Annotated in this window: 13 protein-coding genes; 10 read left to right on the top strand and 3 right to left on the bottom strand. The window is 71.8% G+C overall.

Annotated elements, in window-relative coordinates; genetic code table 11:
- The first annotated feature begins 163 nt into the window (after positions 1-163).
- The 8 genes from leuS (at position 164) to holA (ending at position 10,840) form a co-directional block, all read left to right on the top strand.
- On the top strand, positions 164-3,076 hold the full coding sequence (gene leuS / locus ACIBW6_RS13800; RefSeq protein WP_399059483.1) for a leucine--tRNA ligase: 2,913 nt from the start codon (positions 164-166) through the stop codon (positions 3,074-3,076).
- A 170-nt stretch (positions 3,077-3,246) separates the two neighbouring features.
- On the top strand, positions 3,247-3,981 hold the full coding sequence (locus ACIBW6_RS13805) for a hypothetical protein (protein WP_399059700.1): 735 nt from the start codon (positions 3,247-3,249) through the stop codon (positions 3,979-3,981).
- Positions 3,982-4,091: 110 nt separating this feature from the next.
- On the top strand, positions 4,092-4,940 hold the full coding sequence (locus ACIBW6_RS13810) for a DegV family protein (RefSeq protein WP_399059484.1): 849 nt from the start codon (positions 4,092-4,094) through the stop codon (positions 4,938-4,940).
- 628 nt (positions 4,941-5,568) lie between these two features.
- Positions 5,569-6,261, top strand: coding sequence for a ComEA family DNA-binding protein (locus tag ACIBW6_RS13815; RefSeq protein ID WP_399059485.1), 693 nt, complete (start codon positions 5,569-5,571; stop codon positions 6,259-6,261).
- An 87-nt stretch (positions 6,262-6,348) separates the two neighbouring features.
- Positions 6,349-6,579, top strand: a complete 231-nt coding sequence (locus ACIBW6_RS13820) for a hypothetical protein (protein ID WP_399059486.1) — start codon at positions 6,349-6,351, stop codon at positions 6,577-6,579.
- 95 nt (positions 6,580-6,674) lie between these two features.
- The gene (locus ACIBW6_RS13825) at positions 6,675-9,338 is read left to right on the top strand and encodes a ComEC/Rec2 family competence protein (protein WP_399059487.1); all 2,664 of its coding nucleotides are present in this window, start codon (positions 6,675-6,677) and stop codon (positions 9,336-9,338) included.
- 156 nt (positions 9,339-9,494) lie between these two features.
- A complete protein-coding gene (locus tag ACIBW6_RS13830; RefSeq protein ID WP_399059488.1) occupies positions 9,495-9,740 on the top strand; it encodes a hypothetical protein in 246 nt (81 codons plus the stop codon).
- A gap of 110 nt (positions 9,741-9,850) precedes the next feature.
- Positions 9,851-10,840 carry a DNA polymerase III subunit delta gene (holA, locus tag ACIBW6_RS13835; RefSeq protein WP_399059489.1) on the top strand — a complete coding sequence of 330 codons (990 nt, stop codon included), beginning with the start codon at positions 9,851-9,853 and terminating at the stop codon, positions 10,838-10,840.
- A gap of 335 nt (positions 10,841-11,175) precedes the next feature.
- On the opposite strand, the gene rpsT is transcribed toward holA, so the two are convergent.
- Entirely contained in the window at positions 11,176-11,436 is a 261-nt protein-coding gene (gene rpsT, locus ACIBW6_RS13840; protein ID WP_399059490.1) for a 30S ribosomal protein S20, read from the bottom strand.
- A 258-nt stretch (positions 11,437-11,694) separates the two neighbouring features.
- Between rpsT and lepA the strand changes: the two genes are divergently transcribed.
- Together lepA and ACIBW6_RS13850 are read left to right on the top strand one after the other, a co-directional pair.
- Positions 11,695-13,566 carry a translation elongation factor 4 gene (lepA, locus tag ACIBW6_RS13845; protein WP_399059491.1) on the top strand — a complete coding sequence of 624 codons (1,872 nt, stop codon included), beginning with the start codon at positions 11,695-11,697 and terminating at the stop codon, positions 13,564-13,566.
- A gap of 258 nt (positions 13,567-13,824) precedes the next feature.
- Positions 13,825-15,714: an AMP-dependent synthetase/ligase gene (locus tag ACIBW6_RS13850; RefSeq protein WP_399059492.1), complete on the top strand. Its 1,890-nt coding sequence runs from the start codon at positions 13,825-13,827 to the stop codon at positions 15,712-15,714.
- Positions 15,715-15,736: 22 nt separating this feature from the next.
- On the opposite strand, the gene ACIBW6_RS13855 is transcribed toward ACIBW6_RS13850, so the two are convergent.
- Positions 15,737-16,318: a two-component system response regulator gene (locus tag ACIBW6_RS13855; protein WP_399059493.1), complete on the bottom strand. Its 582-nt coding sequence runs from the start codon at positions 16,316-16,318 to the stop codon at positions 15,737-15,739.
- A gap of 12 nt (positions 16,319-16,330) precedes the next feature.
- On the bottom strand, positions 16,331-20,485 hold the full coding sequence (locus ACIBW6_RS13860; RefSeq protein WP_399059494.1) for a HAMP domain-containing protein: 4,155 nt from the start codon (positions 20,483-20,485) through the stop codon (positions 16,331-16,333).
- Positions 20,486-20,561 lie beyond the last annotated feature (76 nt).

A 20,561-nucleotide genomic window follows, 5' to 3' on the forward strand; every position in this document is an offset into this window, starting at 1 on the left:
CATGCGTGCCGTACGCCTTCTGCTTAGTGAGCCGCGCTGATCAGTCCCGACCCGCCTTTGCGCGTGTGGTCGGAATCGGCGCGGCGTCCCCTCCTGTGCGAGGGGCTTTTTCATTTCCGGGCACGGGCCGCCGGCAGAGACGATCGATGGAGCTTTGAGGATCATGAGCGAGACGAATACCGCCGCCGCTACCGAGGCGGCGGTCGCACCGCACCGCTACACGGCGACCATGGCCGCCGACATCGAGGCACGCTGGCAGGACTTCTGGGACGCCCACGGCACGTACGAGGCGCCCAATCCGAGCGGTGACCTGGCGGGCGACCCGGAGGTCGCCGCCCGGCCCAAGAAGTTCGTCATGGACATGTTCCCCTACCCGTCGGGTGCGGGCCTGCACGTCGGTCACCCGCTGGGCTACATCGCCACGGACGTCTTCGCCCGCTTCCAGCGCATGACCGGGCACAACGTGCTGCACACCCTGGGCTTCGACGCGTTCGGCCTGCCGGCCGAGCAGTACGCCGTGCAGACGGGCACCCACCCGCGCGCGTCGACCGAGGCCAACATGGAGAACATGAAGGCGCAGCTGCGCCGCCTGGGCCTGGGCCACGACAAGCGCCGGTCGTTCGCCACGATCGACCCGGAGTACTACAAGTGGACGCAGTGGATCTTCCTGCAGATCTTCAACTCCTGGTACGACGACGACCTGAAGAAGGCCCGCCCGATCGCCGAGCTGGTCAAGCAGTTCGAGAACGGTGAGCGCGCCGTCGAGGGCGGCCGCTCCTGGGCCCAGCTGAGCAAGCCGGAGCAGGCCGACGTCCTGAGCCGCTACCGCCTGGCGTACGCCTCCGACGCGCCGGTCAACTGGGCGCCGGGCCTGGGCACCGTCCTGGCCAACGAGGAGGTCACCGCCGACGGCCGCTCCGAGCGCGGCAACTTCCCCGTCTTCAAGGCGAAGCTGCGCCAGTGGAACATGCGCATCACCGCCTACGCCGACCGGCTGCTGGACGACCTGGACGGCCTGGACTGGCCCGAGGCGATCAAGCTGCAGCAGCGCAACTGGATCGGCCGCTCCGTGGGCGCCCGCATCGACTTCGCGGTCCCCACCGGCTCCGGTGACGGAACCGAGGCGATCACCGTCTTCTCGACCCGCCAGGACACCCTGTTCGGCGCCACCTACATGGTGCTGGCGCCCGAGCACGACCTGGTGGACCGAATCGTCCCGGCCGCCTGGCCCGAGGACACCCACGCGGTGTGGACGGGCGGCCACGCGACGCCCGCCGAGGCCGTCGCCGCCTACCGCAAGCAGGCCGCCTCCAAGTCGGACGTCGAGCGCCAGGCCGAGGCCAAGGACAAGACCGGCGTCTTCACCGGCACGTACGCGATCAACCCGGTCAGCGGCGAGCAGGTCCCGGTCTTCATCGCCGACTACGTCCTGATGGGCTACGGCACCGGCGCGATCATGGCCGTCCCCGCGCACGACGCGCGTGACTTCGCCTTCGCGCGCGCCTTCGAGCTGCCCATGCGCTGCGTCGTCCAGCCCTCCGACGACCGCGGCACGGACCCCACCACGTGGGACGACGCGTTCGTCGCGGCCGAGGCGCAGCTGACCAACTCCACCGGCACCGACATCACCCTGGACGGCCTCGGGGTCGCCGACGCCAAGGCACGGATGACCGAGTGGCTGGAGCGCGAGGGCATCGGCCACGGCACCGTCAACTTCCGGCTGCGCGACTGGCTGTTCAGCCGCCAGCGCTACTGGGGCGAGCCCTTCCCGATCGTCTACGACGAGGACGGCGTCGCCCACGCGCTGCCCGAGTCGATGCTGCCGCTGGAGCTGCCCGAGGTCGAGGACTACAGCCCCCGCACGTTCGACCCGGACGACGCCGACACGCAGCCCGAGACGCCGCTGTCGCGCAACGACGAGTGGGTGCACGTCACCCTGGACCTGGGCGACGGCCGCGGCCCGCAGAAGTACCGCCGCGAGACCAACACCATGCCCAACTGGGCCGGCTCCTGCTGGTACGAGCTGCGCTACCTGGACCCGCACAACGACGAGAAGCTGGTCGACCCGGACGTCGAGCAGTACTGGATGGGTCCCCGTGAGGGGATGCCCACCGGCGGCGTCGACCTGTATGTGGGCGGCGCCGAGCACGCCGTGCTGCACCTGCTGTACGCCCGCTTCTGGTCGAAGGTCCTCTTCGACCTGGGCCACATCTCCTCGGCCGAACCGTTCCACAAGCTGTTCAACCAGGGCATGATCCAGGCCTACGTCTACCGGGACGCGCGCGGCATCGCCGTCCCGGCCGCCGAGGTGGAGGAGCGCGACGGCGCCTACTTCTACGAGGGCGAGAAGGTCACGCGGCTGCTGGGCAAGATGGGCAAGTCCCTGAAGAACGCGGTCACGCCGGACGAGATCTGCGCCGAGTACGGCGCGGACACGCTGCGCCTGTACGAGATGGCGATGGGCCCCCTGGACGTCTCGCGGCCGTGGGACACGCGCGCGGTGGTCGGCCAGTTCCGCCTGCTGCAGCGCCTGTGGCGCAACATCGTCGACGAGGCGACCGGCGAGGTCACCGTCGCCGACGTGGCCGAGGCGGAGATCGACCCCGCCACGCTGCGCGCCCTGCACAAGGCGATCGACGGCGTCCGAGGCGACCTGGAGGGCATGCGCTGCAACACCGCCATCGCCAAGGTCACCGAGCTCAACAACCACCTGGTCAAGACGTACGCGGGCAGCGCGCTGCCCCGGTCCGTCGCCGAGCGTCTGGTGCTGCTGGTCGCGCCGCTGGCCCCGCACGTCGCCGAGGAGCTGTGGCGCAAGCTGGGCCGCTCCGACTCGGTCGTCCACCAGGACTTCCCGGTCGCCGACCCGGCTCACGTCGTCGACGAGGCCGTGACCTGCGTCGTCCAGATCAAGGGCAAGGTCAAGGCCCGCCTGGAGGTCTCCCCGTCGATCACGGACGAGGAGCTGGAGAAGGTGGCCCTGGCCGACGAGAAGGTCGTCGCGGCACTGGACGGCGCCGGCATCCGCAAGGTCATCGTGCGGGCGCCGAAGCTGGTGAACATCGTGCCCGCGTAGCGCACTCGGGGTTGTTCCCTACGGGCAGGTTGGGGGTCGTGCTGGAACCCTCGGCCTGCCCGCTCCGTTTACGGTGGAGAAGCGGGACGACGGCCGGTCGGGCGGGGACGACGGGCAGTCGGACGGAGACGACGGGCAGTCGGACGAATCGGAGGAGCGCCGTGGAAGCTGTGCTGGTGATCGTGGCGCTGATCTTCATCCTGTTCGTGGCGCTCGGCGCGTACGCGACGGTGAAGGTGGTCGGCGCGGCCAAGCGCGGGGTGGACCGCACGGTCGGCCAGGCCCGGCGCGCGGTGGAGGACACCACACTGCGGGCGAGGACGTTCGCGCCGCCCGGCGTGGCAAGCGAGCTGGCCCAGCTGCGGCTGAAGCTGCGCACCTCCATGCGGGCCACCCAGGACTCCCTGCACGCACGCGTCGCCGAGGACACCACGCTCAAGGAGTCCCTCGGCCTCTTCGAGCGCCTGAGCGCGCACGGCCACGAGCTGGACGGCGAGCTGAAGCGGCTGGAGAGCGAGCCCGACAAGGCGCACGTGCGCAGGCTCCTGCCGGAGATGAAGGCGCGTACGGAGCAGATCACGGCCTCCGCCGACGCCCTGCGGCACGCGGCGCGGGACCGGGCGGGCCGCTTCGCGGGCGACGACCTCGACTCGCTGAGCGCCCAGATCGACCTGGAGGCCGGTGCGCTGCGGCACTGGACGACGACGACGACGACGACGCCGACGACGACGACGACGCCGCCGCCGGACGCGACGCCGGCCGCCCCGCCGCGCTCCCCGTCGCGAGGCGCCGGGGGTACGGGTGCGGGCGCGGGGCAGGAGGCCGTGCGGCCCGCGATCACGCAGCCTGGTGTACGACCGGTGTATCCGTGGCAGAAGAAACCCCGGCCCGAGAGCACGACTTGAGCCCGTGCGTACCTGCGGGCGCGCCGTGATCGCGCGCGCACGCGTAGGCGCGAGCCGGTCGTCGGGGGCCGGACTGCCGCCGACCGGCCCCGGCGGGTAACCTCCGGTGCATGTCCCGCCATGTCGCGATCGTCACCGATTCAACGGCCTACCTGCCGCAGCGGACGATGGAGGACCACACCATCACGGCGGTGCCGCTGACCGTGGTCCTGGGCGACCGGGCGCTGGAGGAGGGCACGGAGATCTCCGCCCGTTCGGTCGCGGAGGCGCTGCGCAAGCGCCGCTCGGTCACGACGTCGAGACCCAGCCCCGAACTCTTCGCGGAGACCTACCGCAAGGTCGCCGAGTTGGGCGCCACCGACATCGTCTCGCTGCACCTGTCCGCCGAGTTCTCCGGTACGTACGACGCCGCCGTGCTGGCCGCGCGCCAGGCACCGGTCCCGGTGCGCGTCGTGGACACCGGCATGGTGGCCATGGCCCTCGGCTTCTGCGCGCTCGCCGCGGCGGAGGTGGTCGACGCCGGTGGCAGCGTCGACGAGGCGGTGATGGCGGCGGAGAAGCGGGCCGCGGGCACCTCCGCCTATTTCTACGTCGACACGCTGGACTATCTGCGCCGCGGCGGGCGGATCGGGGCGGCGCAGGCCCTGTTCGGCTCCGCGCTCGCCGTGAAACCGCTCCTGCAACTGGACGGCGGCCGGATCGAGCTGCGGGAGAAGGTCCGTACGGCCTCCCGGGCCATCGCCCGGTTGCAGGAGATCGTCGCCGAGCGCGCGGGCAGCGGGCGGGTCGACATCGCCGTGCATCATCTCGCGGCCCCGGAGCGGGCGGAGGCGCTGTCCGGCTGGTTGCGGGGGCACGTGCCGAACCTCGGGGAGCTGCACGTCAGCGAGGTTGGGGCGGTGATCGGGGCGCATACCGGGCCGGGGTTGGTGGGGGCGGTGGTGTCGCCTCGGGAGTAGGGCGTCGCGTGGCTCGGCGTGGCTCGGCGTGGGCCGGTCGGGGTGACGGAGTTATCCACAACTGGTGGGTTCTCCCCGGTTTTTGACCAAGATCCACCGGGCCTTCGCGGAGTGCCTACCGTCTCGTGGCATGGCACTTCGATCACAGCCCCGATCGACCGGGGCATCCAGCGGGCCGGGGCGCGACCCCGCATCCGACAGCCGCGCCAGGCGGCGGTACGTCGTGCGGCGGCGTGCGCGACGCAGGTACCTCGCGGGGGAGCGGACGCGGTTGCGGGCGGAGGCGCTGTTCGCGCCGCCGCCGGGGGTGCCGCCCGGGTCGGGGCCGGGGTCACTCGGGCCCGGGGCGGGTTCACTCGGGTCCGGGCCGGAGGCACCACCGGCCGGGTCTGGTCCGGCCGGGTCCTGGCCAGGTCCGCCTGCATCGCGGTCGGCGTCCGTACGTAAGTCTTCGCTCGCGCCTGAGGGGGAGTCTGGGCCCGCGCATGGGCCGGGATCGAGGCCGGGGCTGGAGCCGGGGCACGGGCTGGGCCCGGGGCCGGAGTTGGAGCCGGAGCATGGGCTGAGCTCGGGGCCGGAGCTGGAGTTTGAGCCGGTTGCGCCCTGGCGGGAGCGGGTCGGGCCGGCCGTGCGGGACCGGCTGCCGGTGTGGGTGCAGACGCGGTGCGGGATCGAACGGCGCGGGGCCCTGGCCCTGGTCGTCGTCCTCGGCGTGGCCGCGCTCTTCGCGGTCCAGCACTTCTGGACGGGCCGCACCCAGCCGGTGCGGGCTCCGGAGACGGTGCGCGCCGCCGCACCGGAGTCGGTGGAGTCACCGCCCGTCGCCGCAGCCCCGGCAGGTCCAGGACCCGCGGCGTCGGGCGGCGCCGGCGTCGTCGTGGACGTCGGCGGAAAGGTGCGCAGGCCCGGGGTGCAGCGGTTGCCCGCGGGGGCCCGGGTCGCGGACGCGCTCCGGGCGGCCGGCGGGGTCCGCCCGGGCACGGACACCGCTGGGCTGAACCGGGCGCGGCTCCTGGTCGACGGCGAGCAGGTCCTGGTCGGTGCGCAGGCCACGGCTCCGGCGGGCCCCGCGGGTCCTGCCGGCCCGGCAGCCCTGGCGCCGGGCGCTTCCGCCGGGGCCGGTCCCGCGGCCCCGGTCGGCCTCAGCACGGCCACGGTCGACCAGCTCGACACCCTGCCCGGCGTCGGACCCGTGCTGGCCCAGCACATCATCGACTACCGCACGGAACATGGCGGCTTCCGCTCCGTCGACGAGCTGCGCGAGGTCAACGGCATCGGGGACCGCCGCTTCGAGGACCTGCGGAACCTGGTGCGACCGTGACCGGCCCACGGGCCGCCGAACGGGCTGCTGCACAGGCGGTTGTACGGGCCGATGGGCAGGCGGTTGTACGGGCCGACGGAGGGGCCGGTGTACGGGGTGACGGACGGGCCGATGGGCAGGCGGTTGTACGGGCTGACGGAGGGGCCGGTGTACGGGGTGACGGACGGGCTGCTGCACAGGCGGTTGTACGGGCTGACGGAGGGGCCGGTGTACGGGCTGACGGACGGGCTGCTGCACAGGCGGCTGTACGGGCCGACGGAAGGGCCGCTGGACGGGCCGACAGGCGAGCCGCTGTACGGGCCGCCGAACGGGCCGTAGCAAGGCCCGACGCGCGGGTCGCTGCACGGGTCGACGAACAGGGTGGTGAGCGTGGCGCCGAACAGCGCGGCGAAGGGCACCTCCCTCCGCCCCCGTTGTCCGCCGGGTTGTCCGCCGGGTTGTCCGCCGGGTTGTCCGCCGGGCCGCGGCGGCCCGGCGACGCGGACCCTCGGCGAGAGGAGCCGCTGGACCTGAGATTGGTGCCGCCGGCGCTCGCGGCATGGCTGACGGCGGCGGTGACGTTGACGGCGTCGCCGGGCTGGGTGACGGCCGTCGTGGCGGTCTGCTTGCTCGTCGGCTGTGCCTTGCTGGCCGCGGGACGAGCAGGTCGGGGCGGGCCGGAGCGGCGTGGGACAGAGTGCGGCGCGATGGGAAGGGCGACTGGAAGCGCGACTGGATGGGCGCTTGGAAACGCGACTGGACGTCGTAGGACGGGCCGGCGGAGTACAGGTCGGCGAGGGGCGGGAGGAGAAGGGGCGCCGCGGGGCGGCTCGGTGCGGCCGGTGCCGTCCTGGCGCGGCCCGTCCGGGGCCGTGCTGCTGCTCTGTGTCGCCGCGGCCGCGGCCTCCGCGGGGTTCCACGGGGCGGATCTGTGCAGGGGGCCGGTGCCGGGGCTCGCCGCGCAGCATGCGCGGGTGACCGCCGAGGTGGAGGTCACCTCCGATCCGCGGCGCACCCGGCCCCGGGTCATGGGGGACCGGGCGGCGCCGGAGGCCGTGGTCGTCGACGCGGACATCGTGCGGGTGACGGCGCCGGACGGCACGGCGTCGCGGACCCGCACACCGGTCCTGATCATCGTCGAGGCGCGCGGCAGCCCCTGGCTCTCCGTGCTGCCGTCGACCAGGCTCCAGGTCAGCGGCGGGCTCGCGCCACCCCTGCGCGAGGGCGACCGGATCGCCGCGGTGCTGCGCGCCGAGCGGGGCGAGCCGCCACGCGTGGTGGCCGGACCGAGCGGGCCGCAGCGCCTGGCCGGGTCGCTGCGGGCCGGGCTGCGCGCGGCGACGGACGGGCTGCCCGCCGACGCCCGGGCGTTGCTGCCGGGGCTGGTGGTGGGGGACACGGCGCGGGTCACGCCGGAGCTGCACGCGGCGTTCGAGGCGACGGATCTGCTTCATTTGATGGCTGTCAGCGGGGCGAATTTCACGATCTTGCTCGCTCTGCTGACCGGCCCGCCGGGTTCGGCGCACCTGGTGGAGCGGCGGGGGCTCGCGCCGCGGGTCGGGTTGTCGCTGCGGACGACGGCGTTGCTGGGCGGGGTGCTCACGCTGGGGTTCGTCGTGGTGTGCCGGCCCGAGCCGAGCGTGCTGCGGGCGGCGTCGTGCGGGGCGATCACCTTGGTCGCCATCGCCACGGGGCGCCGGAGGTCCCTGCTCCCGGCGCTGGCCACGGCCGTGTTGCTGCTGGTCCTGTACGACCCGTGGCTGGCGCGGAGTTACGGGTTCCTGCTGTCGGTGCTGGCCACCGGGGCGCTGTTGACGCTGGCTCCGCGGTGGAGCGCGGGGCTGCGGCGGCGCGGGGTGCCGGCGCGGGCCGCCGAGGCGCTGGGGGCCGCGGCGGCGGCGCAGGCGGTGTGCGCGCCGGTGGTCGCGGTCCTGGCGGCCCGGGTCAGTCTGGTGGCGGTGCCGTGCAATCTGCTCGCGGAGTTCGCCGTCGCACCGGCGACGGTGCTCGGGTTCGCCGCGCTCGGGGCGGCGCCGGTGGCGATGCCGGTGGCCGAGTTCTTCGCCTGGTGCGCCGGGTGGCCCGCGGGCTGGATCGCGGACATCGCGCGGGCCGGGGCCGCGTTGCCCGGCAGCGGGGTGGACTGGCCGGGGGACTGGCGCGGCGCCGTGCTGCTCGCGGCCGGCACGGTGGTGGCCGTGCTGGTGGGGCGGCGGGTGCTGAGGTCGCCCTGGGCGGTGGGGGCGTTTCTGCTCGCGCTGTTCCTGGTGGTGGTGCAGCCTCCGCCGGTCACCCGCGTCGTCACGGGCTGGCCGCCGCCGGGCTGGCGGCTGGTCATGTGCGACGTGGGGCAGGGCGATGCCCTGGTGCTCGCGGCGGGGCCGGGGGCGGGCGTGGTGGTGGACGCGGGCCCCGATCCGCTGCTGGTGGACCGGTGTCTGCGCTCGCTCGGCATCACGAAGGTGCCGCTGCTGCTGCTCACGCACTTCCATGCGGACCATGTGGCGGGACTCGCCGGGGTGTTGCGGGGGCGGTCGGTGGGGGTGATCGAGACGACGGGGCTGGGGGAGCCGGTGGAGCAGGCGGCGTTCGTCCGGCGGCTCGCCGGGGAGCGGGGTGTGCCGGTGGTCGCGGCGGCGGCGGGTGAGCGGCGCAGGACCGGGCCGTTGACGTGGGAGGTGCTGTGGCCGCCGCGGCCGTTGTCCGTGCCGGACGGGCCGAACGACGCGAGTGTCACGCTGCTGGTACGCACCGCCGGGCTGACCATGTTGCTGCCCGGGGACCTCGAACCGGCGGCGCAGCGCGCCCTGTTGAGAACCGGCGACGGGGCCCGCCTGCCCCGGGTCGACGTCCTCAAGGTCGCGCACCACGGCTCGGCGTACCAGGACCCGGAGCTGCTGCGGCGGGTCGCGCCCCGGCTGGCGCTGATCAGTTGCGGGGCGGACAACCCGTACGGGCATCCGGCACCACGGCTGATGCGGGCGCTGCGGGAACAGGGCACGACGGTCCTGCGGACGGACCGGGACGGGGCGGTCGCGGTGGTGGGGCGGGGCGGGGCCGCGCAAGAGGGGCTGGGGGTGGTGCGCCGGGCGGGGTGACGGGGGTTGGGTCTGGCCGGTAGCCGGTGGCCGGTGGCCGGTGGCCGGTGGCCGGTGGCCGGTGGCCGGTGGCCGGTGGCCGGTGGCCGGTTGGTTGGCCGATCGGGGGCCACCCCGGTGGGTTCGGGGCGGTGGTGCGTGCCGGAAAATGGGGGTGTGAGCGATGTGAGACACGTACTGGTGCTGCCCGACCGAGACGCGGCGGAGGAGGCGGCCGAGGCGCTGGGGGAGCGCTTCGGTGTGACCGAGGAGCCGCAGCTCGTACGGGACGCGCTGGCCGGTGAGGACGATGCCGAGGACGCGCAGTGGCTGGTGGTGGTCGAGGACTCGGAGGGCCGGCTGGACGCGGGAGCGCTGGACGAGTTCGCGGCGGGCTGGGACGGCTGGCGCGAGGAGCCTTGAGACGAGCCCGCGCGGAGGCGCCGCCCGCTCTGTACCCGGGGGCCGGGTAGCAGGGGAGCCCGGGTCGGTGCATGGGCCGGGTGTCAGTGGGGCGTGGGATGCTTGGCGCGATGGCCAGGAAGACTGCAAACGACGATCCCCTCGCCCCTGTCACCCTCGCGGTGGGCCAGGAGGATCTGCTGCTCGACCGTGCGGTGCGGGAGGTGGTGGTGGCGGCCCGTGCCGCGGACGCCGACACCGACGTGCGCGATCTCAGCTCCGACCAGTTGCAGCCCGGCACGCTCGCGGAGCTGACGAGCCCGTCGCTGTTCGCGGAGCGCAAGGTGGTCGTGGTGCGTAACGCGCAGGACCTGTCGGCGGACAGCGTCAAGGACGTCAAGGCGTATCTCGGCTCGCCGGTCGAGGAGATCACCCTGGTGTTGCTGCACGCCGGGGGCGCCAAGGGCAAGGGGCTGCTCGACGCGGCCCGCAAGGCCGGTGCCCGGGAGGTCGCCTGCCCGAAGATGACCAAGCCGGCGGACCGGCTGGCGTTCGTGCGCGGGGAGTTCCGTACGCTCGGTCGGTCCGCGACCCCCGAGGCCTGCCAGGCGCTCGTCGACTCGATCGGCAGTGATCTGCGGGAGCTGGCCTCGGCCGTGACGCAGCTGACCGCCGACATCGAGGGCACGATCGACGAAGCGGTCGTCGGGCGGTACTACACGGGTCGGGCCGAGGCGTCCAGCTTCACCGTGGCGGACCGGGCGGTGGAGGGACGGGCCGCGGAGGCGCTGGAGGCGTTGCGGTGGTCGTTGTCGACCGGGGTCGCGCCGGTGCTGATCACCAGCGCGCTGGCGCAGGGCGTGCGGGCGATCGGCAAGCTGTCGTCCGCGCGCGGCGGGCGGCCCGCGGATCTGGCGCGGGAGCTCGGGATGCCGCCGTGGAAGATCGACCGGGTGCGGCAGCAGATGCGCGGGTGGACCCCGGACGGGGTCTCCGTGGCGCTGCGGGCCGTGGCCGAGGCCGACGCGGGGGTGAAGGGCGGCGGTGACGACCCGGAGTACGCGTTGGAGAAGGCCGTGGTCACGATCGCGCGGGCCGCGCGGTCACGGGGCCAGAGCTGAGCACCCGGCCCCGCCAGGCCCGCCCCCGGTCCCCGGCCCCGCCAGGCCCGCCCCCATCTCCGGACCCCGGGCCAGCCAGGCCCGGCCCCACCCCCACCGGACCCCGCCCCCGCCGGGACCCGCCCCCCCCGGAACCGGGAGCGCCGAAAGCCCCGTGCTGAAGATCAGCGCGGGGCTTTCGGTTCAAGCGGGTGGTGAGCCCACACCCGCGTGGCGAACGCAGTCGCGTGCGGGCTCGGGGTGCCGGTCGGGGGCGGATGAGAGAGGGCCCGCCCGGGTCCTTCCGGCGTCAGATCAGTTCCCGGACGCGAGTCCGGGCAGAGATGAGGTCAAGCTCAGAGAGCGGCAACCTTGGAAGCAAGCGCCGACTTCTTGTTGGCGGCCTGGTTCTTGTGGATGACGCCCTTCGAGACGGCCTTGTCGAGCTCACGCGCGGCAGCGCGCTGGTACTCGGTGGCCTTCTCGACGTCACCCGCGGCAGCGGCCTCGCGGGCCTTGCGGATCGCGGTCTTGAGGGAGGACTTGACCGACTTGTTGCGCAGCCGGGCCTTCTCGTTGGTCTTGATCCGCTTGATCTGGGACTTGATGTTCGCCACGAAATGAGCCTTTGCAGGTTCAGGCACGGGGCCGGTGAAGGACCCGTACCGATGATTTTCACTGAGTGCGTGCCTCGGGCTTAGAGGGCATGAGACACAGCTGCCCACGGTATCAGCCGTACTCCCACCGGCCCAAACCGGTCCCGGTGCGCACCCGCCACCGGCCCAGACCGGTACCGGTACCCCGTCCGTGGGACCATGGAAGCTACGTATCGATCCGACCCGAGGCACAAGGCGCCTCAAGAGACAGGACCCTGCGTGCCCGCGATCCCTAACAATGTGCCCGAGCCGAGCCGTACCGACGCGGCGCTGCTCCGCAATTTCTGCATCATCGCGCACATCGACCACGGCAAGTCCACGCTCGCCGACCGGATGCTTCAGCTGACCGGAGTGGTCGAGCAGCGGCAGATGCGTGCTCAGTACCTCGACCGGATGGACATCGAGCGCGAGCGCGGCATCACGATCAAGTCCCAGGCGGTGCGGTTGCCCTGGGCCCCCACCGAGGGCCCCGACCAGGGCAGTACGCACATCCTCAACATGATCGACACTCCGGGCCACGTGGACTTCACGTACGAGGTGTCGCGTTCGCTCGCCGCGTGCGAGGGCACCATCCTGCTCGTCGACGCCGCCCAGGGCATCGAGGCCCAGACCCTCGCCAACCTGTACCTGGCGATGGAGAACGACCTCAAGATCGTCCCGGTGCTCAACAAGATCGACCTGCCGGCGGCGCAGCCGGAGAAGTTCTCCGAGGAGCTGGCCAACCTCATCGGCTGCGACCCGGACGACGTGCTCAAGGTCTCCGCGAAGACCGGCATGGGCGTCGAGGCGCTGCTCGACAAGGTCGTCGCCGAGATCCCGCCGCCGGTCGGCGTCGCCGACGCCCCGGCCCGCGCGATGATCTTCGACTCGGTCTACGACTCGTACCGCGGTGTCGTCACCTACGTCCGTGTCGTGGACGGCCAGCTCAACAAGCGCGAGCGCATCAAGATGATGTCGACCGGCGCCACGCACGAGCTGCTGGAGATCGGTGTCTCCTCGCCGGAGATGACCCCGGCCGACGGCATCGGCGTCGGTGAGGTCGGCTACATCATCACCGGCGTGAAGGACGTCCGGCAGTCCAAGGTCGGTGACACGATCACCTCCTTGAACAAGGGGGCGACCGAGGCGCTGGGCGGCTACAAGGACCCGAAGCCGATGGTGTTCTCGGGCCTGTACCCGCTGGACGGTTCGGAGTACCCGGACCTGCGCGAGGCCCTGGACAAGCTCCAGCTGAACGACGCCGCGCTGGTCTACGAGCCGGAGACCTCGGCCGCGCTCGGCTTCGGCTTCCGCGTCGGCTTCCTCGGGCTGCTCCACCTCGACGTGATCCGCGAGCGGCTGGAGCGCGAGTTCGGGCTCGACCTGATCGCCACCGCTCCGAACGTGGTCTACCGCGTGATCATGGAGGACGGCGCCGAGCACACGGTCACCAACCCGAGCGAGTTCCCCGAGGGCAAGATCGACGAGGTGTACGAGCCCGTCGTGCGCGCCACGATCCTCGCCCCGAGCGAGTTCATCGGGTCGATCATGGAGCTGTGCCAGAACCGGCGCGGGGTGCTGCTCGGCATGGACTACCTCTCCGAGGACCGTGTCGAGATCCGCTACACGCTGCCGCTGGCCGAGATCGTCTTCGACTTCTTCGACCAGCTGAAGTCCAAGACGCGCGGGTACGCCTCGCTGGACTACGAGCCCACCGGCGAGCAGTCCGCGCAGCTGGTCAAGGTCGACATCCTGCTCCACGGCGACAAGGTCGACGCCTTCTCCGCGGTCACGCACAAGGACCAGGCGTACGCGTACGGTGTGCGGCTCGTCGCCAAGCTGCGCGAGCTCATCCCGCGCCAGGCCTTCGAGGTGCCGGTGCAGGCCGCGATCGGCTCGCGGGTCATCGCCCGCGAGACCATCCGCGCCATCCGCAAGGACGTCCTCGCCAAGTGCTACGGCGGTGACATCTCCCGTAAGCGGAAGCTGCTGGAGAAGCAGAAGGAGGGCAAGAAGCGGATGAAGATGGTCGGCTCCGTCGAGGTGCCGCAGGAAGCCTTCATCGCCGTGCTCTCCAGCGACGACAGCGGTGGCGGCAAGGCCAAGAAATGACCCGGGGCCCGCGCTGATCAGGCGCGGAGCGGCCGGCCGGCAGGACGGAAGCGGTGGGTCCGGCACGCACAGGCGTGACGGGCCCACCGCTTTTGTGTGGGTGCTGTGTGGGGCGGGGCCGGTGGGGCGAGCCGGTGGAAGTTGACGGCCGGTGCCTCTTACGCGCCGGGCCGGTGCGCTTTACCCTGATCACTGCTCAATGGTTACTCGCCAGTTAAACAAGCCGCGTTTCAACAGTCGCGGGCCCCGGAGGACGTCGTGAGCGACACACAGACCCTGATCGAGAACCGGCCGCCCTCCGTGGCGTCTCTCTTCCTGGAGCGCGTGGCCGCCACTCCGGATGCCGAGGCCTACCGCTACCCGGTGCCCGCGCCCTCCGGGACGGGCCCCGAGGAGTGGAAGTCGCTGAGCTGGGTCCAGGCCGCCGAGCGGGTCCACGCCATCGCGGCCGGCCTGGTCGAGCTGGGGCTGCGGCCCGAGGAGCGGGTGGCGCTCGCCTCCTCGACCCGGGTCGAGTGGATCCTCGCCGACCTCGGCATCATGTGCGCGGGAGCGGCGACCACCACCGTCTACCCGCAGACCAACGCCGAGGAGTCCGCGTTCATCCTGGCGGACTCCGAGTCGAAGGTGCTCGTCGCCGAGGACGCCGCGCAGCTGGCCAAGGCGCGCGAGCGCCGCGCCGAGCTGCCCGAGCTGGCCCATGTCGTGGTGATCGACCCGACCGGCGTCGAGCCCGACGCGGCCGACCCCGACGGCTGGCTGCTGACCCTGGAGGACCTGGAGGCGCGCGGCGCCGCGTACCTGGAGAAGAACCCGGACGTCGTCACGGAGCGGGTCGCGGCGATCCGCAAGGAGCAGCTCGCCACCCTCATCTACACCTCCGGCACCACCGGCCGCCCCAAGGGGGTCCGGCTGCCGCACGACAACTGGTCGTACATGGCCAAGGCCACCGTCGCCACCGGCCTGATCACCAGCGAGGACGTGCAGTACCTGTGGCTGCCGCTCGCCCACGTCTTCGGCAAGGTGCTGACCAGCGGCCAGATCGAGGTCGGGCACGTGACGGCGGTCGACGGCCGGGTCGACAAGATCATCGAGAATCTGCCGGTCGTCCAGCCGACCTACATGGCGGCGGTGCCGCGCATCTTCGAGAAGGTCTACAACGGGGTCGCGGCCAAGGCGCGGGCGGGCGGCAACGCCAAGTTCAAGATCTTCCAGTGGGCGGTCGGCGTCGCCCGCGAGTACGCCAAGGTCAGCCAGGACAACTTCCGCCGCACGGGCGTCGCCTCGGTGCCCTTCGCCCTCGCCTCGAAGCACAAGGTCGCCGACGCGCTGGTCTACAGCAAGCTGCGGGAGGCCTTCGGCGGGCGGCTGCGGGCCTGCGTCTCCGGCTCGGCCGCGCTCGCCCCCGACATCGGCTACTTCTTCGCCGGCGCGGGCGTCCACATCCTGGAGGGCTACGGCCTCACCGAGTCCTCGGCCGCGTCCTTCGTCAACCCCGGCGAGGCGTACCGCACCGGCACCGTCGGCAAGCCGCTGCCCGGCACCGAGGTGCGGATCGCGGACGACGGCGAGATCCTGATGCGCGGCCCCGGCATCATGGAGGGCTACCACGGGCTGCCCGAGAAGACGGCCGAGGTGCTGGAGAGCGACGGCTGGTTCCACACCGGGGACATCGGCGAGCTGTCCGTCGACGGCTACCTGCGGATCACCGACCGCAAGAAGGACCTCATCAAGACGTCCGGCGGCAAGTACATCGCGCCCGCCGAGGTCGAGGGCCAGTTCAAGGCGGTCTGCCCGTACCTGTCGAACATCCTGGTGCACGGCGCCAACCGGAACTTCTGCACCGCGCTCATCGCCCTGGACGAGGCGGCCATCATGGACTGGGCCAAGGAGCAGGGGCTCGCGGGCACGTCCTACGCCGAGGTCGTCGCCGACCCCGCCACGGTCCGGCTCATCGACGGCTATGTGCGCGAGCTGAACGAGGGGCTCCAGCGCTGGCAGACCATCAAGAAGTTCAAGCTGCTCCCGCGCGACCTCGACGTGGAGCACGGCGAGCTGACGCCCAGCCTGAAGCTGAAGCGGCCCGTCGTCGAGCGGGAGTACAAGGAGCTGCTCGACGAGATGTACGCCGGGTCCCGGGAGGGCTGACCGGGGCCGTGGGGCGCCCCGCTCAGGGGCGCCTCATCGTGCGCAGCGTCGCCTCCATCCGCGTCAGGTGGTGCCGCAGCTCCCGTACGTCCGGGTCGGGCGCCTGCGACAGCTGGTGCTCGATCGACGTCAGCCGGGACGTCAGCGCGTCGAACTGCTGCTGCTCGCGCGCCAGCAGCCGCTCCAGCTGCCGGGTCTTGCGGTGCAGATCGAGGAAGACCGTGACCTTGGCGCGCAGCACCCAGGGGTCGAAGGGCTTGGTCAGGTAGTCGGCCGCGCCCGTCGCGTAGCCGCGGAACGCGAAGCCGGCGTCGTCGGAGTCCGTGCCCGTCAGGAAGATGATCGGGACGTCCTTCGTCTGGTCGAGCCGCTTGATGTTGGTCGCCGTCTCGAAGCCGTCCATACCCGGCATGCGGATGTCGAGCAGGACCACGGCGAACCGCCGGCGCAGCAGGGCCTTCATCGCCTCCTCGCCCGAACGGGCCCTGACCAGCGGCTCGTTCAGCGACCCGAGGACGGCTTCCAGGGCGACGAGGTTGTCCTCCATGTCGTCCACGAGAAGGATGCTCGCCTGCTGGTCGGAAGTGAGCATGGGAGTGGTCATGATGCCGGTCCCTCATTCGATGGTCGGCGGGGCGACGGGCACATTCTCGCCCTCCCGCCCGTCCGATGGGGTCGGTTCGGCCGTTTCGTCGACCTCAGGGGCCAGCAGGTCGCACACGACGGTGAGTAACTGATCGACGTCCACCGGCTTGGGCACGTAGTCGTTGGCGCCCTGGGCGATCGACTTCTCGCGGTCGCCGGGCATGGCCTTGGCGGTGAGGGCCACGATCGGCAGCCCGGCCCACCGGGGCGTCGCGCGGATGACGGAGATCGTCTCGTAGCCGTCCATCTCCGGCATCATGATGTCCATCAGGACGAGTTCGACGTCCGGGTTGCGCTCCAGGGTCTCGATGCCCTCCCGCCCGTTCTCCGCGTACAGCACGGGCATGCCGACGCGGCCGAGCACATGGGTGAGCGCGAACACGTTGCGGATGTCGTCGTCGACGATCAGCACCCGGCGGCCCGGCAGGACCTGCCCCGCGAGCCCGGTCTTCCACTGCTCCAGTTTCGTCGGCGTCGGCCAGTTGTCCTCCTGCTCGCGGATCGCGTACGCGTCCGAGGACTCGTCCTGCTGGGCGGGGACGAGCGGGGCCGGACCGGCCGCCGTCTGGTCCGGCGCCGGCTCGTGTCCGGGGTAGACCACGGGCACGTACAGCGTGAAGGTGGAGCCCTCGCCCGGCTCGCTCTCGGCGACGATGCGGCCGCCGAGCAGTCCGGCGATCTCCCGGCTGATGGACAGGCCGAGCCCGGTGCCGCCGTACTTGCGGTTGGTGGTGCCGTCGGCCTGCTGGAACGCCTCGAAGATGACGGGGAGCTTGTCGCGGGCGATGCCGATGCCGGTGTCGGAGACGGCGAACGCGATCAGGTCGTCGCTCTCCCGCACGAACTGGTGCTCGGGGTCCTTGACCCGCTTGACGCGCAGCTCGACCTTGCCGTTCGCGGTGAACTTGATCGCGTTCGACAGGAGGTTGCGCAGGATCTGCTGGAGGCGCTGCTCGTCGGAGAAGACCTCGCGCGGCACGTCCTCGCCGACCGCCACCTCGAAGGCGAGCCCCCGGTCGATGGTGAGGGGCCGGAACGTGGCGTGGACGTAGTCGAGCAACTTGATGAGCGGGAGCTTCTTGGGCCGGACGTCCATCCGGCCGGCCTCGATCTTCGACAGGTCGAGGATGTCGTTGATGAGCTGGAGCAGGTCGGATCCGGAGCGGTGGATCGTCGTCGCGAACTGCACCTCCTGGTCGTTGAGGTGGCCGTCCGGGTTGTCGGAGAGCAGTCGGGCCAGGATGAGCAGGGAGTTGAGGGGGGTGCGCAGCTCGTGCGACATGTTCGCCAGGAACTCCGACTTGTACTGCGAACTCGTCGCGAGCAACGCGGCCTTCTCCTCCAGCTCGGCGTTCGAGCGCTGCAACTCGCCCTGCTGGCGCTGGAGTTCGTCCGAGCGCTCCTGGAGCTGGGTGGCCAGGCGCTGGGACTCGCCGAGCAGGGACTCGGTGCGGGAGTTGGCGATGATGGTGTTGATCGCGACGCCGATGGTGTTCACGAACTGGTCGAAGAAGGCCAGGTGGACGTCGGAGAAGCGGGAGAAGGAGGCCAGCTCGATGACGCCGAGGAGCTTGTCCTCGAAGAGGATCGGGATGATGACGACGGAGGCGGGCGCGGCCTCCCCGAGGCCGCTGTTGATCTTGATGTAGTCCGGCGGCGCCTCCTCCACCAGGATGCGCTTCTTCTCCAGGGCCGCCTGCCGGACCAGCCCGTGGACCGGCATCCCGCCGGTGTCGACGACGAGCGCCGCCGCCGAGCCGTACCCCGCGATGTAGGCGAGCCCCTTGGTCGGGATCGACGTGCGGATCGGGGTGTCGCCCTCGTCCGGCTCGGCCAGGAAGAAGGCGCCGTACTGCGCGTTCACCAGCGGGGTCAGCTCGCGCAGGATCAGGTCCGCGACCTCCATCAGGTCCCGGTGGCCCTGCATCAGGGCCGCGAGCCGCGCCAGGTTCGACTCCAGCCAGTCCTTCGCGCGGGTCGTCTCGCGGAGGTTGGCCACCATCAGGTTGATGTTGTCCTTCAGCTCCGCGACCTCGCCCTGCGTCTCCACCGCGATGGAGCGCGACATGTCACCCTGCGTCACCGCGGAGGCCACCTCGGCGATGGCGCGAACCTGTGTGGTCAGGTTGGACGCCAGCTCGTTCACGTTCGTCGTCAGGCGCTTCCAGGTGCCGTACACGCCCTCCACCCGCGCCTGCCCGCCGAGCCGCCCCTCGGACCCCACCTCGCGGGCCACCCGGGTCACCTCGGAGGAGAACGACGACAGGGTGTCCACCATCGTGTTGATGGTCGTCTTCAGTTCGAGGATCTCGCCGCGCGCGTCCACGTCGATCTTCTTGGACAGGTCGCCCTGGGCCACCGCCGTCGCGACCTGCGCGATGTTGCGGACCTGGGAGGTGAGGTTGTCCGCCATGTAGTTGACGTTGTCCGTGAGGTCCTTCCACACGCCGGAGACGCCGTGCACCGTCGCGCGCCCGCCGAGCCGGCCGTCGGTGCCGACCTCGCGGGCCACGCGCGTGACCTCGTCGGCGAAGCCGCGCAACTGCTCCACCATCGTGTTGACGGTGTCCTTCAGCTCCAGGATCTCGCCGCGCGCGTCGACGGAGATCTTCTTGGACAGGTCGCCCTGCGCGACGGCCGTGGTGACCTGCGCGATGTTGCGGACCTGCGAGGTGAGGTTCGACGCCATGAAGTTGACGTTCGCGGTGAGGTCGTTCCACACCCCGGCGACGCCGCGGACCTGGGCCTGACCGCCCAGGTTCCCTTCGGTGCCGACCTCGCGGGCGACGCGGGTGACCTCGTCGGCGAAGGCGGAGAGCTGGTCGACCATCGTGTTGATCGTCGACTTGAGTTCGAGGATCTCGCCCTTCGCCTCGACCGTGATCTTCTTGCCCAGGTCGCCCTGGGCCACGGCCGTGGAGACCAGGGCGATGTTGCGGACCTGGGAGGTGAGGTTGTCCGCCATGAAGTTGACGTTGTCGGTGAGGTCCTTCCAGACGCCGGAGACGCCGCGGACCTGGGCGCGGCCGCCGAGCTGGCCCTCGGTGCCGACCTCGCGGGCGACGCGGGTGACCTCGTCGGCGAAGGCGGAGAGCTGGTCGACCATCGTGTTGATCGTCGACTTCAGCTCCAGGATCTCGCCCTGCGCGTCGACGGTGATCTTCTGGCTCAGGTCGCCGTTGGCCACCGCCGTGGTGACCTGCGCGATGTTGCGGACCTGGGAGGTGAGGTTCGACGCCATGAAGTTGACGTTGTCGGTGAGGTCCTTCCAGACGCCCGAGACGCCGCGGACCTGGGCGCGGCCGCCGAGCTGGCCCTCGGTGCCGACCTCGCGGGCGACGCGGGTCACCTCGTCGGCGAAGGCGGAGAGCTGGTCCACCATCGTGTTGACCGTCAGCTTCAGTTCGAGCAGCTCGCCCGTCGCCTCGATCGTGACGGTGCGGGTCAGGTCGCCCCGCGCCACCGCCGTCGTCACCAGGGCGATGTCCCGCACCTGGGCGGTCAGCCGGGACGCCATGGTGTTGACGGCCTCGGTCACGTCCCGCCAGCTGCCGGAGAGCCCCTGCGCCTTGGCGCGGCCGCCGAGCCGCCCCTCGGTGCCGACCTCGCGGGCGACCCGGGTCACCTCGCCGGTGAACAGGGAGAGCTGGTCCACCATCTTGTTGACGGCGCGGCCCAGCCGGCGCAGGTCGCCGCGGAGCTGGCGGTTGCCGTCGTGCAGGTCGACGCGCTGGGTCAGATCGCCGCCGGCCACCGCGTCCAGCACGCGCGTGGCATTGGCCGCCGGGGCGACGAGGGCGCCGATGATGGTGTTGACGTCATGGACGCGGGTGGCCCACGCGCCCTGGCCCGGGCTCGCCTCCAGCCGCTCGTCGAGCCGGCCGTGCCGGACGATCTCCCGCCGGACCCGGGTCAGTTCGGCGTTGTAGTGGACACTGCGGTCGATGAGCTGGTTGAAGACCGCGGCCAGCTCGCCGACCATGCCCTCGCCGCCGTCGGGGAGACGGGTGAAGTTCCCGTCCCGGGCCGCCGACAGGGCGGCCAGCAGGGGACGGAGGTCCGGCGGACGGACGACAGCGCCTTCGAGCCCGTCCTGATGCACACGCATAGCACTGTTCTCACTCATGGCGGCCCACTTCGGTAACTCGGTGCTTATGGGCGTGGCCAGTCTGTCACTCTGTTCCTGTCGCCTGAGGCGTCTT

This window comes from Streptomyces sp. NPDC049813 (assembly GCF_044465085.1).
Taxonomy (GTDB): Bacteria; Actinomycetota; Actinomycetes; order Streptomycetales; family Streptomycetaceae; genus Streptomyces.